The sequence below is a fragment of the Guptibacillus hwajinpoensis genome (assembly GCF_020524165.1).
Taxonomy (GTDB): domain Bacteria; phylum Bacillota; class Bacilli; order Bacillales; family Guptibacillaceae; genus Guptibacillus; species Guptibacillus hwajinpoensis_D.
Genome location: NZ_JAIVKU010000002.1, coordinates 218,509 through 233,078 on the forward strand (window position 1 = coordinate 218,509; position 14,570 = coordinate 233,078).

The 14,570-nt window shown below is 42.9% G+C and carries 11 protein-coding genes; 8 read left to right on the forward strand and 3 right to left on the reverse strand.

Annotated elements, in window-relative coordinates:
• The first annotated feature begins 49 nt into the window (after positions 1 to 49).
• The 6 genes from LC090_RS02755 (at position 50) to LC090_RS02780 (ending at position 7,147) form a co-directional block, all read left to right on the forward strand.
• A complete protein-coding gene (locus LC090_RS02755; protein WP_226655060.1) occupies positions 50 to 1,204 on the forward strand; it encodes a YhfX family PLP-dependent enzyme in 1,155 nt (384 codons plus the stop codon).
• Position 1,205: 1 nt separating this feature from the next.
• On the forward strand, positions 1,206 to 2,393 hold the full coding sequence (locus LC090_RS02760; protein ID WP_226655062.1) for a phosphopentomutase: 1,188 nt from the start codon (positions 1,206 to 1,208) through the stop codon (positions 2,391 to 2,393).
• A gap of 12 nt (positions 2,394 to 2,405) precedes the next feature.
• Positions 2,406 to 3,686, forward strand: coding sequence for a serine hydrolase (locus LC090_RS02765; protein WP_226655064.1), 1,281 nt, complete (start codon positions 2,406 to 2,408; stop codon positions 3,684 to 3,686).
• A 76-nt stretch (positions 3,687 to 3,762) separates the two neighbouring features.
• Positions 3,763 to 4,692, forward strand: a complete 930-nt coding sequence (locus tag LC090_RS02770) for a nucleoside hydrolase (protein ID WP_226655066.1) — start codon at positions 3,763 to 3,765, stop codon at positions 4,690 to 4,692.
• Positions 4,693 to 4,869: 177 nt separating this feature from the next.
• Positions 4,870 to 6,468: an ATP-binding protein gene (locus tag LC090_RS02775; RefSeq protein WP_226655068.1), complete on the forward strand. Its 1,599-nt coding sequence runs from the start codon at positions 4,870 to 4,872 to the stop codon at positions 6,466 to 6,468.
• On the forward strand, positions 6,461 to 7,147 hold the full coding sequence (locus tag LC090_RS02780; RefSeq protein WP_226655070.1) for a response regulator: 687 nt from the start codon (positions 6,461 to 6,463) through the stop codon (positions 7,145 to 7,147). Before LC090_RS02775 ends, LC090_RS02780 begins: the two co-directional genes overlap by 8 nt.
• A 67-nt stretch (positions 7,148 to 7,214) precedes the next feature.
• Here LC090_RS02780 and LC090_RS02785 read toward each other — a convergent pair whose 3' ends face one another.
• From LC090_RS02785 to LC090_RS02795, 3 genes are read right to left on the reverse strand one after another with little or no spacing between them, the layout of a single operon-like run.
• On the reverse strand, positions 7,215 to 8,732 hold the full coding sequence (locus LC090_RS02785; RefSeq protein WP_425590621.1) for a tripartite tricarboxylate transporter permease: 1,518 nt from the start codon (positions 8,730 to 8,732) through the stop codon (positions 7,215 to 7,217).
• Positions 8,733 to 8,747: 15 nt separating this feature from the next.
• Positions 8,748 to 9,200 (reverse strand): tripartite tricarboxylate transporter TctB family protein, encoded by a 453-nt coding sequence (locus LC090_RS02790; protein ID WP_226655074.1) that lies wholly within the window; start codon positions 9,198 to 9,200, stop codon positions 8,748 to 8,750.
• A 59-nt stretch (positions 9,201 to 9,259) separates the two neighbouring features.
• Entirely contained in the window at positions 9,260 to 10,255 is a 996-nt protein-coding gene (locus LC090_RS02795; protein ID WP_226655258.1) for a tripartite tricarboxylate transporter substrate binding protein, read from the reverse strand.
• A gap of 519 nt (positions 10,256 to 10,774) precedes the next feature.
• Here LC090_RS02795 and LC090_RS02800 point away from each other — a divergent pair.
• Both LC090_RS02800 and LC090_RS02805 read left to right on the forward strand, forming a co-directional pair.
• Positions 10,775 to 12,451 carry a serine hydrolase domain-containing protein gene (locus LC090_RS02800; RefSeq protein ID WP_226655076.1) on the forward strand — a complete coding sequence of 559 codons (1,677 nt, stop codon included), beginning with the start codon at positions 10,775 to 10,777 and terminating at the stop codon, positions 12,449 to 12,451.
• A 24-nt stretch (positions 12,452 to 12,475) separates the two neighbouring features.
• Positions 12,476 to 14,563 (forward strand): glycoside hydrolase family 3 N-terminal domain-containing protein, encoded by a 2,088-nt coding sequence (locus LC090_RS02805; RefSeq protein WP_425590618.1) that lies wholly within the window; start codon positions 12,476 to 12,478, stop codon positions 14,561 to 14,563.
• Positions 14,564 to 14,570: the final 7 nt, after the last annotated feature.

Consider the following 14,570-nt stretch of genomic DNA (forward strand, 5'->3'; position numbering starts at 1 on the left):
GAAACAGTTAAGAAAAGATCTATACGCTGTCGTTTAGGAGGCTACTACATTGTTTCTTTCACTAACAAAGAAGAGAAATCCAGAGCTCATAAAAGCGGGAGTACGTCTTCACCAATCTGGGCTTATTCCCCCTAATACGTATGTTCTCGATCTTGACACAATAGCCAAAAATGTTAGGAGCATGGCAAAGGCTGCTAAGGAGAACGATTTTGTTTTGTATTTTATGAGTAAGCAGCTTGGCCGTATTGGTGAACTTGGAAATTGGATTGCAGAACATGGAATCGAAAAAGCTGTTGCCGTTGAATTTGAAGAAGCTTTCCGCTTACATCAGTCAGGTGTCAAAATTGGTAATGTGGGTCACCTCGTTCAACCTGGGAAACATCAGTGGGGTGACATTCTTAGCTTCGAACCAGAGGTTGTTACAGTCTTTTCGATTGAGCGAGCAAGACAGGTGTCAGAGGCAGCTATGAGACTAGGAAAAAAACAGGATGTTATTCTGAGAGTTATTCATCCATCCGATACTATTTATCCTGGGCAGTGGGGAGGCTTTCAGTTAGAAGAACTTCAATCAGCTATTCCGGAGCTTAAGAAACTCGAAGGAATTGAAGTGATGGGCGTTACTTCTTTTCCATTATTGCTTATGGATAAGGAGCGGGAAGAGTTACGATTTACAGAAAATCTGAAAACCATTCTTTCAGCAAAAGAAACACTTGAAGCTTCCGGATTTCGGATACGACAGGTCAATGGGCCGAGTGCAACGAGTACAGCAACCATTCCAATGCTGCAAAAAGCAGGGATTACGCATGGGGAACCGGGCCATGCCCTGACAGGGACTACACCCCTTCACGCGGTGCGCTCACTTCCAGAGGATCCTGCTATTATTTACGTATCCGAAATCTCGCATAAAGACAAGGAGAACGTCTTTGTAATAGGAGGAGGATTTTATGAACGGGGAAATATGTCCGGTGCTTATGTAGGAAGCTCTCCTGAAAAAATTTTTGATACTTTCTTGAAAGGAAAGTCTCTTAATTCTGAGTACATTGATTACTATGGAAGACTCGAAGGTGGATCACAAATATCAATCGGAGATACTGCAATCTATGCTTTTCGGACACAAGTTTTTGTCACTAGGGCGAACGTTGCTCTTGTGCGTGGGTTACATGATGGTGTTCCAGAAATCGTTCATTTCGAAAGGAGAGGATAGAATGGGACGTATGGTAGTGCTGATTCTTGATAGTTTTGGGATTGGCGCGATGGATGACTGTGATGAGTATGAACCAGGAGACTGTGTAGCAAATACGTATGAACATATTCGGAAAAAAGTACTATTGGATATTCCAACAATGTATTCACTGGGTCTAAACCAGCTTGTCGATGAAACCGGATCGCCAAAAGGAGCCTATGGAAAAGCGCGACTTGCACACTATGGTGCTGATACTTACATGGGACATCAAGAGATTGTAGGAAGTCTTCCAAAACGTCCCGCTAAACGATTGTTGAAAGACGTTCATGAGGCTATAGGTACGAGTCTTATAAGGAAGAATTTCAAAGTAACTTATCCTTTTGAAGATTTGCCAATATTGTTAGTTGACGATGCAATCATTGTTGCAGATAACATTGAATCGACACCTGGGAATATTATTAATGTTACGGCAGACCTTACAAAAGTTTCTTTTGAGTATGCGCTTAAAGTAGGAAGCGTTGTAAGAGAAGTCGTTGATACAAGCCGAGTGATTACATTAGGCGGCCCACATACTTCGGTTGAGCGATTTTTAGCAGTAATAAAAAAGGGAGAAAAGGGACAGTGGGGAATTGATAGCCCTAAAGCAGGCGTGTATGGGGAAGACTATCACGTTCGTCACATGGGATATGGCGTGAATGTACAAAAACAATTCCAAACCCTAGCTGAATCTAAAATACCAGTTTATCGAATTGGAAAAACGGCAGATGTGCTTGAAGGAAAGCACCTAGGCTATTCTATTGTGAATACAACGGAGGTGCTTCAACAACTAAAAGAAGCATTTAGTAAAGAAAAGCATGGGGCTTTTCTAGTAAATGTACAAGAAACAGACCTTGCTGGTCATGCAGAAGATACGAATTGGTACGCATCACTTCTTGAAGAAGTAGATAATTGGCTGGAAGAGTTTATTCCTTTGCTTAACGAGGATGATATTTTAATCGTAACGGCTGATCATGGGAATGACCCTACGATTGGACACTCCAAACATACAAGAGAGTATACTCCTCTAATGATTACTGGCCCTAAAGTGAGAGCGGTATCAATTGGGACGAGAAATACTATGGCAGATATAGGCGCAACCTTGAGTGATTATTTTCGTATCGAATCCACTGAAGCAGGTACGAGCTTTCTTAATCAAATTCTTAATAACTAAGGAGGAGCATGTATGAAAAAACGAATTGTTATCATGCTGATCATGGTTCTTCTGCTGAATCTCTCTCTTTTTTCCACAGCGTCAGCTACTTCTAACGGAGAGAAGCTGAGTCATGGTAATCCGAAGAATGTAGGGATGGATGCTACTAGACTTGAGGAAATTGATGATGTAGTGCAAGAAGCTATCATTGCTGATATAATTCCTGGAGCCGTAGTCCTTGTGGCGAAAAGTGGTAAAATTGTAAAAGAGTCTGCCTATGGAGATGCCCAAAAATATGATATGGGTATGCTCTTAGAAAATCCAAGGAAAATGAAAAGGAAAACAATGTTTGACCTTGCCTCTTTAACTAAAGTTATGGGGACAACGCAAGGGATTATGAAGCTTGTCAGTGATGGAGAATTATCGGTAAATGATCGTGTAGCCAACTATATTCCCAATTTCGCCTCTAATGGAAAAGGTGATATTACAATCGCAGACCTTTTAACACACACGTCTGGTTTAACTCCATGGCAACCGACTTATTTTCATGCTAAGAATTCAAATGAAGTTCTAAACTATATCAATGCCCTTCCACTCGAATACGAAACTGGGACGGATCGCCGCTATAGTGATTTTAGCTTTATGATGCTCGGTTTTATCATTGAGGAAATAAGCGGAGAGCGACTTAATGATTACTTGCAAGAAAATGTTTATGAGCCATTGAAAATGAAAGATACGATGTTTACTCCTTCAGATCACCTTGATCGTAAAATAGCAGCTACCTCATGGGGAAACCCTTTTGAATATAAAATGGTGGATGATCCAAATTTCGGTTACAACGTTCCAGAGCGGGCTGAGGATTTCGAAAGGTGGAGAAATCATACACTTATTGGAGAAGTTAATGACGGTAATAGTTTTTATGCAAACGGAGGTATTGCTGGACACGCTGGCTTATTCTCCACGGCACGAGATCTTGCCGTGCTTGGACAGGCAATGTTGAATGGTGGGAGTTACGGAAAAGTAAATCTTTATGATAACCAAGTAATTGACTCTTTTTCACAGCCACAACGTTATGGACAGGGGTATGGTTGGGAGCTCAATAAAAGCTGGTACATGGGGGATATGCATTCAGAAAAGGCTTTCGGGCATACAGGTTTTACAGGAACACAAGTGATTTTTGATCCTGTTTATGATCTTCAAATTATTGTTTTAACAAATAAGCAAAACAATGGCCCTCTTGAGACTGGTTCTTATCCAAGTACTGGAGGACTTTCAAAGCAAATCGCGAATATCGTATATGATTCAATCCAATAACAAACGAACCCTGATTCCCCTCCTAAATTGGAGCTAATCAGGGTTCTTCCATTTCACCTAAAAGGAGAGACGCAACATGAGCGAAAAAAGAAAAGTGATTTTAGACTGTGACCCTGGTCATGATGACGCAATATCAATTATTCTTGCCGCATCAAGTGATCGAATCCAGATAGAAGGCATTACAACGGTAGCTGGAAATGTTGAAGTTGAGAAAACAACGCTGAATGCGCTGAAAGTGTGTGACTTACTTGGACTTGACGTACCGGTTGCGAGAGGTGCTGAGCAGCCGCTTGTAAAGGTACGTGAATTTGCCCCGGATATTCATGGTGATTCAGGACTTGATGGGCCCCAGCTTCCTGAGGTTCCTAAGAAACAGGTGATTGACCAACATGCGGTCGACTTCATTATTGAGCGTGTGATGGCTTCGGATGGTGAGATCACGCTTGTTCCGACAGGTCCGCTCACAAATATCGCATTAGCTCTTCAAAAAGAACCTGCGATCGTTGAAAAAATTCAAGAAATCGTTCTGATGGGCGGGGGGACGTTTGGGAACTGGACGCCTACGGCTGAGTTTAATATTTATGTTGATGCAGAGGCGGCGGAAATGGTTTTTAACAGCGGCGTTCCCGTTACCATGTTTGGTCTTGATGTGACGCACCAGGCGATCACAACCCCAGCTATACTTGATCGAATCGCTTCAATTGGAAGTCCCATTTCTGAATTTGTTGGAGAACTTCTTGCTTATTTCACTCAAACCTATAAAGACATTTTTGGTTTTGAAGGAGCTCCGATTCATGATGCTTGCACGGTTGCTTATTTAATCGATGAGTCCATCTTTGAATTTGAGACGGTTCGTGTGGATATTGAAACAAAGGGAGAATTTACATATGGTACAACGTGTGTGGATCATCTTCATGTAACGGGGAGAGAGCCAAATGTGAAGTTTGCGAATGGTATTGATCAGGAGAAGTTTTGGGGGTTATTGCTTAGCGCACTGAAGGGGTGAGTGACAGGCACCACCCGAAATTTCTCAAATAATGTCGAATGAAAGAAGGAAGGGGATGCGATTCCCTTCCTTTTGTCATAACTAGGATAATCTCTTACTCTTGTGCTCTTCTTAGGTCATCGTTAGAATAATAGTAAGACAATTCAGTCAGGAAGTGTAAGCGAATACATGAGCAGGATGAAATCAATTTCTCTTCAGACGAAACTATCGTTAATGATATTGGCACTATTATTTACAGTATTACTTATTCTTGGTTTGATTTTTACGCATTTATATTCGACAAGTGTTGAGGAACAGATGGGGGAGCGGGCGCTAAATGTAGCTCAATCTGTAGCAGCGATGCCGGCAGTAATCAATGCGATGAAGTCGGAAAATCCTTCTGCAACCATTCAGCCAATTGTCGAGGATCTTCGGTCTAAAACCGGCGCTGAGTTTATTGTGGTTGGTGATAAGGAAGGTGTTCGTGTAGCTCATCCGTTACTTGATCGCATCGGAAAACATATGGTAGGTGGGGATAGCCAACAAGCTTTGGTGGGAGGGGAATCTTATGTATCGAAAGCTGAAGGATCTCTCGGCTCGTCGCTTAGAGGGAAAACGCCTATCTTCGAGAACGGAAATATTATCGGCATCGTTTCGGTTGGATTTTTAACGGAAGATATTGAACAGAAAGTTGATCAATTTGAGTTAAAGGTTATGAGTTTAATAGGGACGATTTTATTACTGGGGATAGCTGGTGGTTTTTTTATTGCGAAAAATGTAAAAAGGTCTATTTTTGGTCTTGAACCATCTGAGATTGGGGCTATGTTTCTAGAGCGAAATACGATTCTGCAAACGATTAGGGAAGGCATTATAGCGGTTGATGAGAAGGGCGGAATAACCCTTGCTAATCAAGAAGCTCATCATATGCTAAATCGAAATGAAGATGAAAGTTTAGAAGGGGAAGACATCGTGTCCGTGCTTCCAAATACAAGAATGCCAGAAGTATTACGCTCTGGTAAGGCAGAGTACGATCAAGAAATCACCATAGGTCACAATCATGTGATTGTGAATCGGATTCCAATTATTCAGAAGGGCAAAATTACAGGTGCTGTCTCTAGTTTTAGGAGAAAAACAGAAATTGAGGCATTATCACGAGAACTTTCTCAAGTTCAAAGCTATGCGAATGTTCTTCGGTCTCAAACACATGAATACGCCAATAAATTGTATACCATTTTAGGGTTAATTCAGTTAGGGGCTTATGATGAAGCAATTGACTTAATACATAAGGAAGCGATTGGTTATCAAGAGGTTGTCCAGCTTTTGGTGAAAGCTGTGCCTAATCCCATTCTATCAGCCCTCCTTTTAGGGAAATATAACCGGGCTCATGAGTTACATATTCAATTTTTTATTGATGAGGAAAGTAGTATGAGTAATGTTCCAGAGTGGCTGGAGCAAGAAAAGCTTGTTACGATTGTTGGTAATTTAATTGATAATGCGATGGATGCCGCTCTTGAAAATCAGAGTGGAGACAAGGTTGTCCATTTGTTTATGACGGATCTAGGAAAAGACTTGATTTTTGAAATAGAAGATTCAGGAAGCGGTGTTAGGGAGGAGGAGATGGAACGAATTTTTGAAAGAGGGATAAGTAGCAAAAAGGGAGAAGATCGTGGAATTGGACTTTCTCTTGTAAAAAATGCTCTGAATTATTTAGGAGGATATCTCACCATCTCAACAAGTCGTTACGGGGGAGCCGCTTTTACTGTTGTGATTCCTAAGGGGGAAGAAAGATATGTCTGATATCGAAGTATTGATCGTAGAGGATGATCATCGGATAGCTAGAATCAATCAGAAGTTCACTGAAGCAGTACCTGGTTATGTCGTTATAGGGGTCGCTTCAAGCATTTCAGAAGGAAAAGATCTCCTTGAAATAGTAGAACCAGACCTTGTCTTACTCGATATCTTTTTTCCAGAAGAAAGTGGACTGGGATTACTTTGGCATATTCGTGAACATTACAAAGAAACAGACGTTATGATGATTACGGCTGCAAAAGAAATTGAGGCGGTACAGGAGGCCCTGCGTGGCGGGGCTATTGATTATATTATAAAACCAGTCATCTTTGAGCGTTTCAGACAAACTCTTGAAAAATTCAAAAAGACGAGAGGACAAATCAACCGTCAAACAGTGGTCAGTCAAGAGGACGTGGATCACTTATTTACAAGACAGGGAACGCGAGGAACAATCACGACCCAAGTCGCTCCAAAAGGGATTGACCCTTTAACTTTGTCAAAGATGACAGAAGTGCTTTTGCGGCATACGCCTCAAGGTATGACAGCAGAAGAAGTTGGTAGTGAGATGGGATGTAGTAGAACAACAGCGAGAAGATACTTGGAATATATGGTTTCACTTGGAAAGGCAGATGCTGACCTGTCATATGGGTCGGTTGGGCGCCCTGAACGACGCTATCATTCATTATAGAGGAAAGTTAAAAGAGCCGCTTTCAATTGAATCTTTTGAGATTCTAATTTGAAAGTGGCTCTTGGTATTAAGAGGCTAGATGTTCTTTTTCCTCTTCACCTGTTTTTTTACTGAGCTTGCTTTTTATAAAAGGGAGCGTTAGGGAAAGAAGAGAGAGAACGAGAAGGACGATGGTTACTGTGCTATCAAAAAATGTCATATAGCTCCCGTTTGATATTGTGAGCGCCTGTCTAAATGATTGCTCCATCATGCCTCCTAGAATAAAGGCAAGGATGAGCGGGGCTGCTGGAAAGTTAAGCAATCTCATTATAAATCCTATTACCCCAAATGCTAGTAAAAGATATAGATCAAAAGTGCTGAAGCTAACGCCGTAAACTCCGATCATACAGAAGATAATCACAAGCGAGATTAAGAGTGCTTTTGGAATATAAAGAATACGAGCGATAAACGGAATAAGCGGCAGGTTTAACACGAGTAAGAAGATGTTTCCGAGATACATACTTGCAATCACTCCCCAAAAAACATCAGGATGATCGGTTAGCATCAATGGTCCCGGCTGCACACCAACAACGAGAAGGGCACCGAGCAGAACAGCGGTTGTTCCAGAGCCTGGAATACCAAGTGTTAATAGGGGAACAAAAGCCCCGCTCGTTGCGGCATTGTTCGATGTTTCTGGGGCTGCGAGTCCTTTAATATTCCCTTTTCCAAATGAGGAAGGGTCTTTCGAAATCTTTTTTTCAGTAATATAGGACATGAAAGAAGCGATCGTAGCTCCGGCGCCTGGTAGCACGCCAAGAATAAATCCGAGTACAGAATGCCGCGCAATCGGTCCGGAGATTTCTTTTGCTTCTTGCTTTGTGATTTTCAAGGAGCCTACATTTGAATTACCGTCCATCATTTTTGATTTCCGGGATAGGATGAGCGAGCAAACCTCAGCAAGAGCGAAAAGTCCTAATGCAATGATTAAAAAATCGATTCCTTCAAGAAGGTTTGGGTTACCAAAAGTAAACCGCTGTGTTCCTGTCTGCTGATCTACTCCGATTGTAGCAATGATTAACCCAATTGTTGCAGAAATTAAAGCTTTTACAGTTGAGCCTTCAGACAAGCTGGCGATCGCTGTTAAACCAAGTAACATAAGGGCGAAATATTCAGTCGGTCCGAATGAGACGGCAAAGCTAGCCATTAGGGGAGCAACTAACATGAGCGCCACAACACTCACTGTTCCACCTGCAAAAGACGATATGGCAGCAATGGCAAGGGCTTTTCCAGCCTTACCTTGTTTTGCGAGCGGGTAACCGTCAAATGAGGTAGCGACAGTTCCGGATATTCCCGGTGCATTTAATAAAATGGACGAAGTGGATCCGCCAAATACGGCCCCGTAGTATACCCCGGCCATGAGAATAAGAGCGGAAGCGGGATCCATACCATAGCTTAACGGAATCATAATCGCAATTGCTGAAATAGGACCGAGCCCAGGAAGCATTCCGATTAGTGTACCAGCAAGAACGCCAATAAAGACAAAAAGGATGTTCTGGAATGTTAAAACAACTTGGAAGCCATATAACATATTTGAAATGGTATCCATCATCTTTCCTCCTTTCTAAAAGGGAAGTATCCCCTGTGGTAAATAGATTTGAAGTAAGTAGTTAAAGGAGAAGTAAAGTACAAGTGTAAAACCGATTGAAACGGCTATTAACGTTTTCCATTTTGTATAACCAAGCATACGTGACGTAACGAGTAGGAAGAAAATAGTGACAACGACAAATCCTAGAAGCTCAAACAAAAGAATATAGACGAAAATGAGGCCAGCAACAGCAAGTAGCATCAGTACTTCTTCTTTGTTCATGTCACTTTTCTTTCGATCCTCAACCGGATTTTGTATAAAAAGAAAGATCGAAAGTGCTGCGAGTAAAAATCCCAGTCCTTTCGGAAGGGCGTCAGCATCGACAATGGCGTATGGGAAAGCTGGCAACTGAAAACTAGAGATGAGATATAAAACTGATAGTACGAATAAAACGAGGGCTACTTTCCGTTCAACACTAGCGAGCATCATGAGTCACCTGCCTTTACTAGATACGAAAGGTTAGCAGATGCTAACCTTTCGTTCTCTTCTTATTTTGCGAGACCGACTTCTTTTAGGAGTGATTCCATTGTTTTGTATTCCTCGTCCAGGAATTTCTGAAATTCATCACCGGACATAAAGTTATCATTCCAGCCAAAGTTATCGCGCTGCGTTTTCCATTCGTCGGTTTCCATCATGTCTTTAACTGCCTGTTCATAGAAGGCAGCTGCTGCAGGATCCATATCTTTAGGTCCCATAATGCCTCTCCAAACGACGAACTCGTCATCGATTCCCTGTTCTTTTAGCGTTGGAAACTCGGATACAGTTTCACCTTCAAGCGGTTCAGGAGAAGTGATGGCAAGTACTTTCACTTTACCAGCGCGTGCCTGTTCCGTCGCTTCTGCAAGGCCTGTTGAATAAACATCGACTTTATTTCCAAGTAGCATACTCATCCCGCTCCCATCCTGAGCAGAAACGTATTTCAGTTGTTTAATATCAACACCCGCTGCCTTAACGGCTTTCACGAACGCCATGTGGTCCATGCTTCCTGGAGAAGAGTCTCCGACAACTGAGATGGAAGTTGGATCGTCTTTTAAGGCATCAACAAGATCATTCATACTTTCGTATGGCGAATTGGCTGGGACAACAAAAGCAGAATAGTCCGCAATCACACCCGCGATTGGCGTGAAATCGTTGTGACCAAGTTCAGATTGGCCGTTTAATGGAACAAATAAAATCGGTGGTGATGTGACGAAAAGTGTATGGTCTCCACCTTTTTTATCTACATAAGACCAGCCAACAGCACCTCCACCACCAGGTTTGTTGGCCACAGCCATACGTTCATCGATAATATTTTCTTTCTCCATTACTTTTGAAATTGTACGAGCCGTAGTGTCCCAACCTCCACCAGCTCCGGCTGGCGCAATCATTTCAATTGGTTTATTGGGCCTCCATTCACCGTCCCCTGCCGCAGAGCTTCCTGAACTTTCATTACTTCCACACGCGCTTAATAGAAGCGCGCTCCCCAATAACAGGGACATGAACATTTTGTTTTTTCGTTTCAACGTGATCACTCCTCTTTTTTGTAATCGCTTACAAGTTCGCTAAACACACTATATCTAATTGTTTGACTTAATTTAAGAAAACGGAAATAAGAAAGGTTTATTTCATTCTGTCCATTATGGTCATAAAGTTCATGGAATTTCATAGAGTGACAGGCACCACCCGGTTTCACTCGAACAATGTCGAAAAGAAAAACGCTAGGAATGCCTAACTCTTTATCCATGCTTAAACAAACGTTTGATTAAGGGACAAGAGACCTCGTTATTGGAGTAAAGCTACAAATGAACGCAATTAAAAAAGGTATAAAACTTCAAATTCATACAATTGACCCGGGTACATAGAAGGTAATTTCGTGCTGTTTTTCATCTACTCAGTACTAAAGTGGTATAGACGACTATAAAGGAAGAGGTTACGATTTGAATAGAATATTCTGAATGTTATTTCATTTATCGAGAGGAGGATCTATTCTTTTAGCGGTATTCAAACAAAAAGAGGAGGGCATTATGAGAAGAAAAACGCTGTCGCTACTTCTAACTACGGCACTAGGAATGTCATTATTAGCACCTGGATACGGTCTTGCTGCTCCAGGCCCCACAATTGAGAATGAGGGGAAGATCAATATGAATCAAAGCAAGAGCCACCCTACTTTTTCATGGGATAACCCGGGACCAACCTCACCTGTTCTTCACCCCGGCTCATATAAAGGAGCAGGAATGCGAGAAGAACCGCTTAACGAAATTGACGGATTACTTGAAAGCGCCATTGAGGATCAGGTTATGCCTGGCGCAGTTGCGTTCGTTGCGCGAAGAGGACATATCGTAAAGGAAGAAGCATACGGTTATTCAGCTCAATATACAGATGATCACTTTACTGAAATGGAAAATCCGATTCCAATGAGCGAGGATACCATTTTTGATCTTGCCTCAATTAGCAAGCTGTTCACGACAACAGCAGCGATGACGCTCTATGAGGATGGGGCTTTTCAACTTGATGACCCTGTTGCCAAGTACATTCCTGAATTTGCGGAAAATGGAAAAGAAGATGTTACCATCGAACAGCTCATGACCCACACCTCTGGATTCAAACCATGGATTCCGCTCTATACGATCGAAGGTGATCGAGAAGACCGCCTTCAATATGTTTTTCAATATCCACTTCAAGCAGAGCCAGGCACTGAGTATACATACAGCGACCTGAACATGATTACGCTTGGTGCTTTAATCGAGCGGCTATCAGGCATGCGGCTTGATGAATATGTAAAGCAGGAAATCACGGAGCCGCTTGGTATGAACGATACCATGTATAACCCGCCTGCAGAACTAAAAGAACGAATTGCCGCAACTGAATACCAGCCATGGACGAACCGCGGACTCGTATGGGGCGAGGTGCATGATGAAAGCGCCTGGTCACTTGACGGAGTCGCTGGTCATGCCGGTGTGTTTTCGACCGCTTCTGATCTCGCGAAATTTGCGCACATGTTTTTAATGGAAGGACGCTACGGCGGAACGCGTATTCTTCAACCGGAAACTGTAAAGCTTTTAACTGAAAATCGAATTCCAGAGTTTCCAGGGGACGATCATGGTCTGGGCTGGGAGCTTCAACAGGGCTGGTTTATGGATGCTTTATCTGAAAGCACGACGCTTGGACATACGGGGTATACCGGAACGTCAATCGTTGTGAGTCCATCAAATCAAACGATTGCGATTCTCTTAACGAACCGCGTTCATCCAACGCGTGAAACGGTATCAACATCACCAACGAGACGCGCATTTGCGAGACAAGTCGCGGATGCGATTCCAGTTGCGATGGATAAAAAGGCAAATCCGTGGTTCGCAGGCTATGGCAATCACGAGTCGAAGCATTTAACGGCTGAAGTTGACGTAAAAGAAGAAACAACGCTTTCGTTTGATACGTGGTACCAAATGGAGGAAGGCTATGATACAGGAACAGTTGAGGTTACAGAGGATGGCGAGAAGTGGACAGAAGTAGTGTCGCTAACTGGCGCAAGCGAAAGTTGGGAAAGAGAAGAAGTTACGATTCCAGCGAATACGACACAAATTCGGTTTACTTATCATACAGACGGATCAACGAATAAGCGCGGATGGTACGTCGATGCAGTTCGACTTGATCAAGAAAAAATCTCGTTCACAAGCAATGACTGGGTGAAGCGAGCTTATTAATTTTCAACAAACAGGAGGGGTAAAATGAAAGGACGAAGTAAACGGATCGTTGTGGGGATATTGGCGTTTGTGATGATGTTTTCACAAATGTGGCTGCCAAAGGCTGGGGCAGAAGGTGCGCCACACTTAATTTTAATGGAAAACGTTCCTGAAGTAAGCGCAACGTTTGATGGAAACACAATGACGCTTCATCCGCTTCACATTTATGAAGACGGTCATTTTATGAAAACAGATCAGAATCTAACATGGAAGTCCTCTAATAAAAATGTAGCGAAAGTGGATGATGAAGGAAAAGTGACCTTAACAGGAAAACGCGGCCGCACATTCATTAGCGTTTCCGATGGTGAAAGCAGCGACCGCATTGCGATTGATTACAAAGTGAATAAATCGAATAAAAAAACGTCCGCAGCGACAATCGTTAAGCAAAAAGGAAAGCAGTACAATCTGATTGAAAATGCGATTGCGGGTATGACAATGGAAGAAAAAGTTGGTCAAATGCTAATGCCCGATTACCGAAACTGGGATGGTCAAAATGTGACCGAAATGCTTCCGGAAATCGAAGCACAAATCAAACAATATCACCTCGGAGGCGTGATTTTATTTCGTGAGAATGTGGTGACTACTGAACAAACAACAAAGCTAGTCGCTGATTATCAAGAGGCGTCTGAAAAGTACGGCATGCTGATGACAATTGATCAGGAAGGCGGAATCGTCACGCGTCTTCAGTCTGGAACGGACATGCCTGGGAACATGGCGCTCGGCGCAACGCGTTCACCTGAGCTTGCTGAGAACGTCGGGCATGCGATTGGAGAGGAGCTAGCTTCGCTTGGGATCAACACGAACTTTGCGCCAGATATGGATGTGAACAACAATCCAGATAATCCTGTTATTGGCGTTCGTTCATTTGGAGAAGATCCGGAGCTTGTAGCGGATCTTGGGATTGCTTATACGAAAGGACTTCAAAGTACCGGCGTAGCGGCAACAGCGAAGCATTTCCCTGGTCACGGTGATACTGCTGTAGATTCTCACCTCGGCCTGCCTGAAGTACCTTATGACAAAGAGCGCCTTATGGAAGTAGAGCTTTATCCTTTCCAAAAGGCGATGGAAGCGGGGATCGACGCGATCATGACCGCTCACGTGACGTTCCCGAAAATTGATGATACAAAAGTGATTTCGAAAAAAGACGGAACAGAAATTTCCCTTCCTGCCACACTCTCTCACAAGGTCCTAACCGAATTAATGCGCGATGAGATGGGGTATGAAGGGGTCATTACAACCGATGCGATGAACATGGGCGCGATTCAAGATCACTTCGGATCTGTCGATGCAGCGATCCGCTCCGTGAAAGCAGGAACGGATATCGTCTTGATGCCTGTTGGTCTTCCAGAAGTGGCGGAAGGATTATATGAAGCGGTGAAATCAGGTGATATTCCTGAGGAGCGCATCGAAGCTTCCGTTGAACGCATTTTAACGTTAAAAGTGAACAGAAGAATCATCAAGTCTGAGAACCCTATTGATGTAGAAGACCAAATTAAAGAAGCACTTCAGACAGTTGGATCTGATGAGCATAAAGCGGTTGAAAAAGAAGCTGCCGACAAGTCGATCACACTTGTGAAAAATGAAGATGTCTTACCACTTCATGCCAATAGTGATGATCATGTTGTCGTGGTTGGAAGAAGTTTCGTATCTTCGCTAGGTGACGCTGTAAAAGCGCAGCATGCGAATACGACAGTGATTGAAGCAAATGCAAGCTACACGTTAACAGACGAACAGCGTGAAACGATCGCTTCAGCTGATCAAATTATTGTAGGAACGTATTCGTACAGTGTGGGTACGCGTTCTCCTGAACATCCACAAATGCTAATGGTAAACGCCATTATGAATGAAACAGATGCACCGGTTATTGCCGTTGGAATTCGGAATCCATACGACATTATGGCGTATCCGAACGTTGATAGCTATTTAACACAGTATGGGTTTAGAACAGCGAGTTTTGAAGCAACAGCCGCAACTATTTTTGGTGAAAACGCACCAACAGGAAAGCTACCTATTACGATTCCAGGGGAAACAGGTGGCGTCCTTTATCACTTTGGGCACGGGTTAACGTACTAAAAATGAT

What these genes read in the sequence shown, in the direction of transcription:
- LC090_RS02775 (WP_226655068.1), top strand. Translation starts at nt 4,870, where the DNA reads ATGAAATCAATTTCTCTTCAGACGAAACTATCGTTAATGATATTGGCA.
- LC090_RS02780 (WP_226655070.1), top strand. Translation starts at nt 6,461, where the DNA reads ATGTCTGATATCGAAGTATTGATCGTAGAGGATGATCATCGGATAGCT.
- LC090_RS02800 (WP_226655076.1), top strand. Translation starts at nt 10,775, where the DNA reads ATGAGAAGAAAAACGCTGTCGCTACTTCTAACTACGGCACTAGGAATG.
- LC090_RS02770 (WP_226655066.1), top strand. Translation starts at nt 3,763, where the DNA reads ATGAGCGAAAAAAGAAAAGTGATTTTAGACTGTGACCCTGGTCATGAT.
- LC090_RS02795 (WP_226655258.1), bottom strand. Translation starts at nt 10,255, where the DNA reads ATGTTCATGTCCCTGTTATTGGGGAGCGCGCTTCTATTAAGCGCGTGT.
- LC090_RS02785 (WP_425590621.1), bottom strand. Translation starts at nt 8,732, where the DNA reads ATGGATACCATTTCAAATATGTTATATGGCTTCCAAGTTGTTTTAACA.
- LC090_RS02765 (WP_226655064.1), top strand. Translation starts at nt 2,406, where the DNA reads ATGAAAAAACGAATTGTTATCATGCTGATCATGGTTCTTCTGCTGAAT.
- LC090_RS02805 (WP_425590618.1), top strand. Translation starts at nt 12,476, where the DNA reads ATGAAAGGACGAAGTAAACGGATCGTTGTGGGGATATTGGCGTTTGTG.
- LC090_RS02760 (WP_226655062.1), top strand. Translation starts at nt 1,206, where the DNA reads ATGGGACGTATGGTAGTGCTGATTCTTGATAGTTTTGGGATTGGCGCG.
- LC090_RS02790 (WP_226655074.1), bottom strand. Translation starts at nt 9,200, where the DNA reads ATGATGCTCGCTAGTGTTGAACGGAAAGTAGCCCTCGTTTTATTCGTA.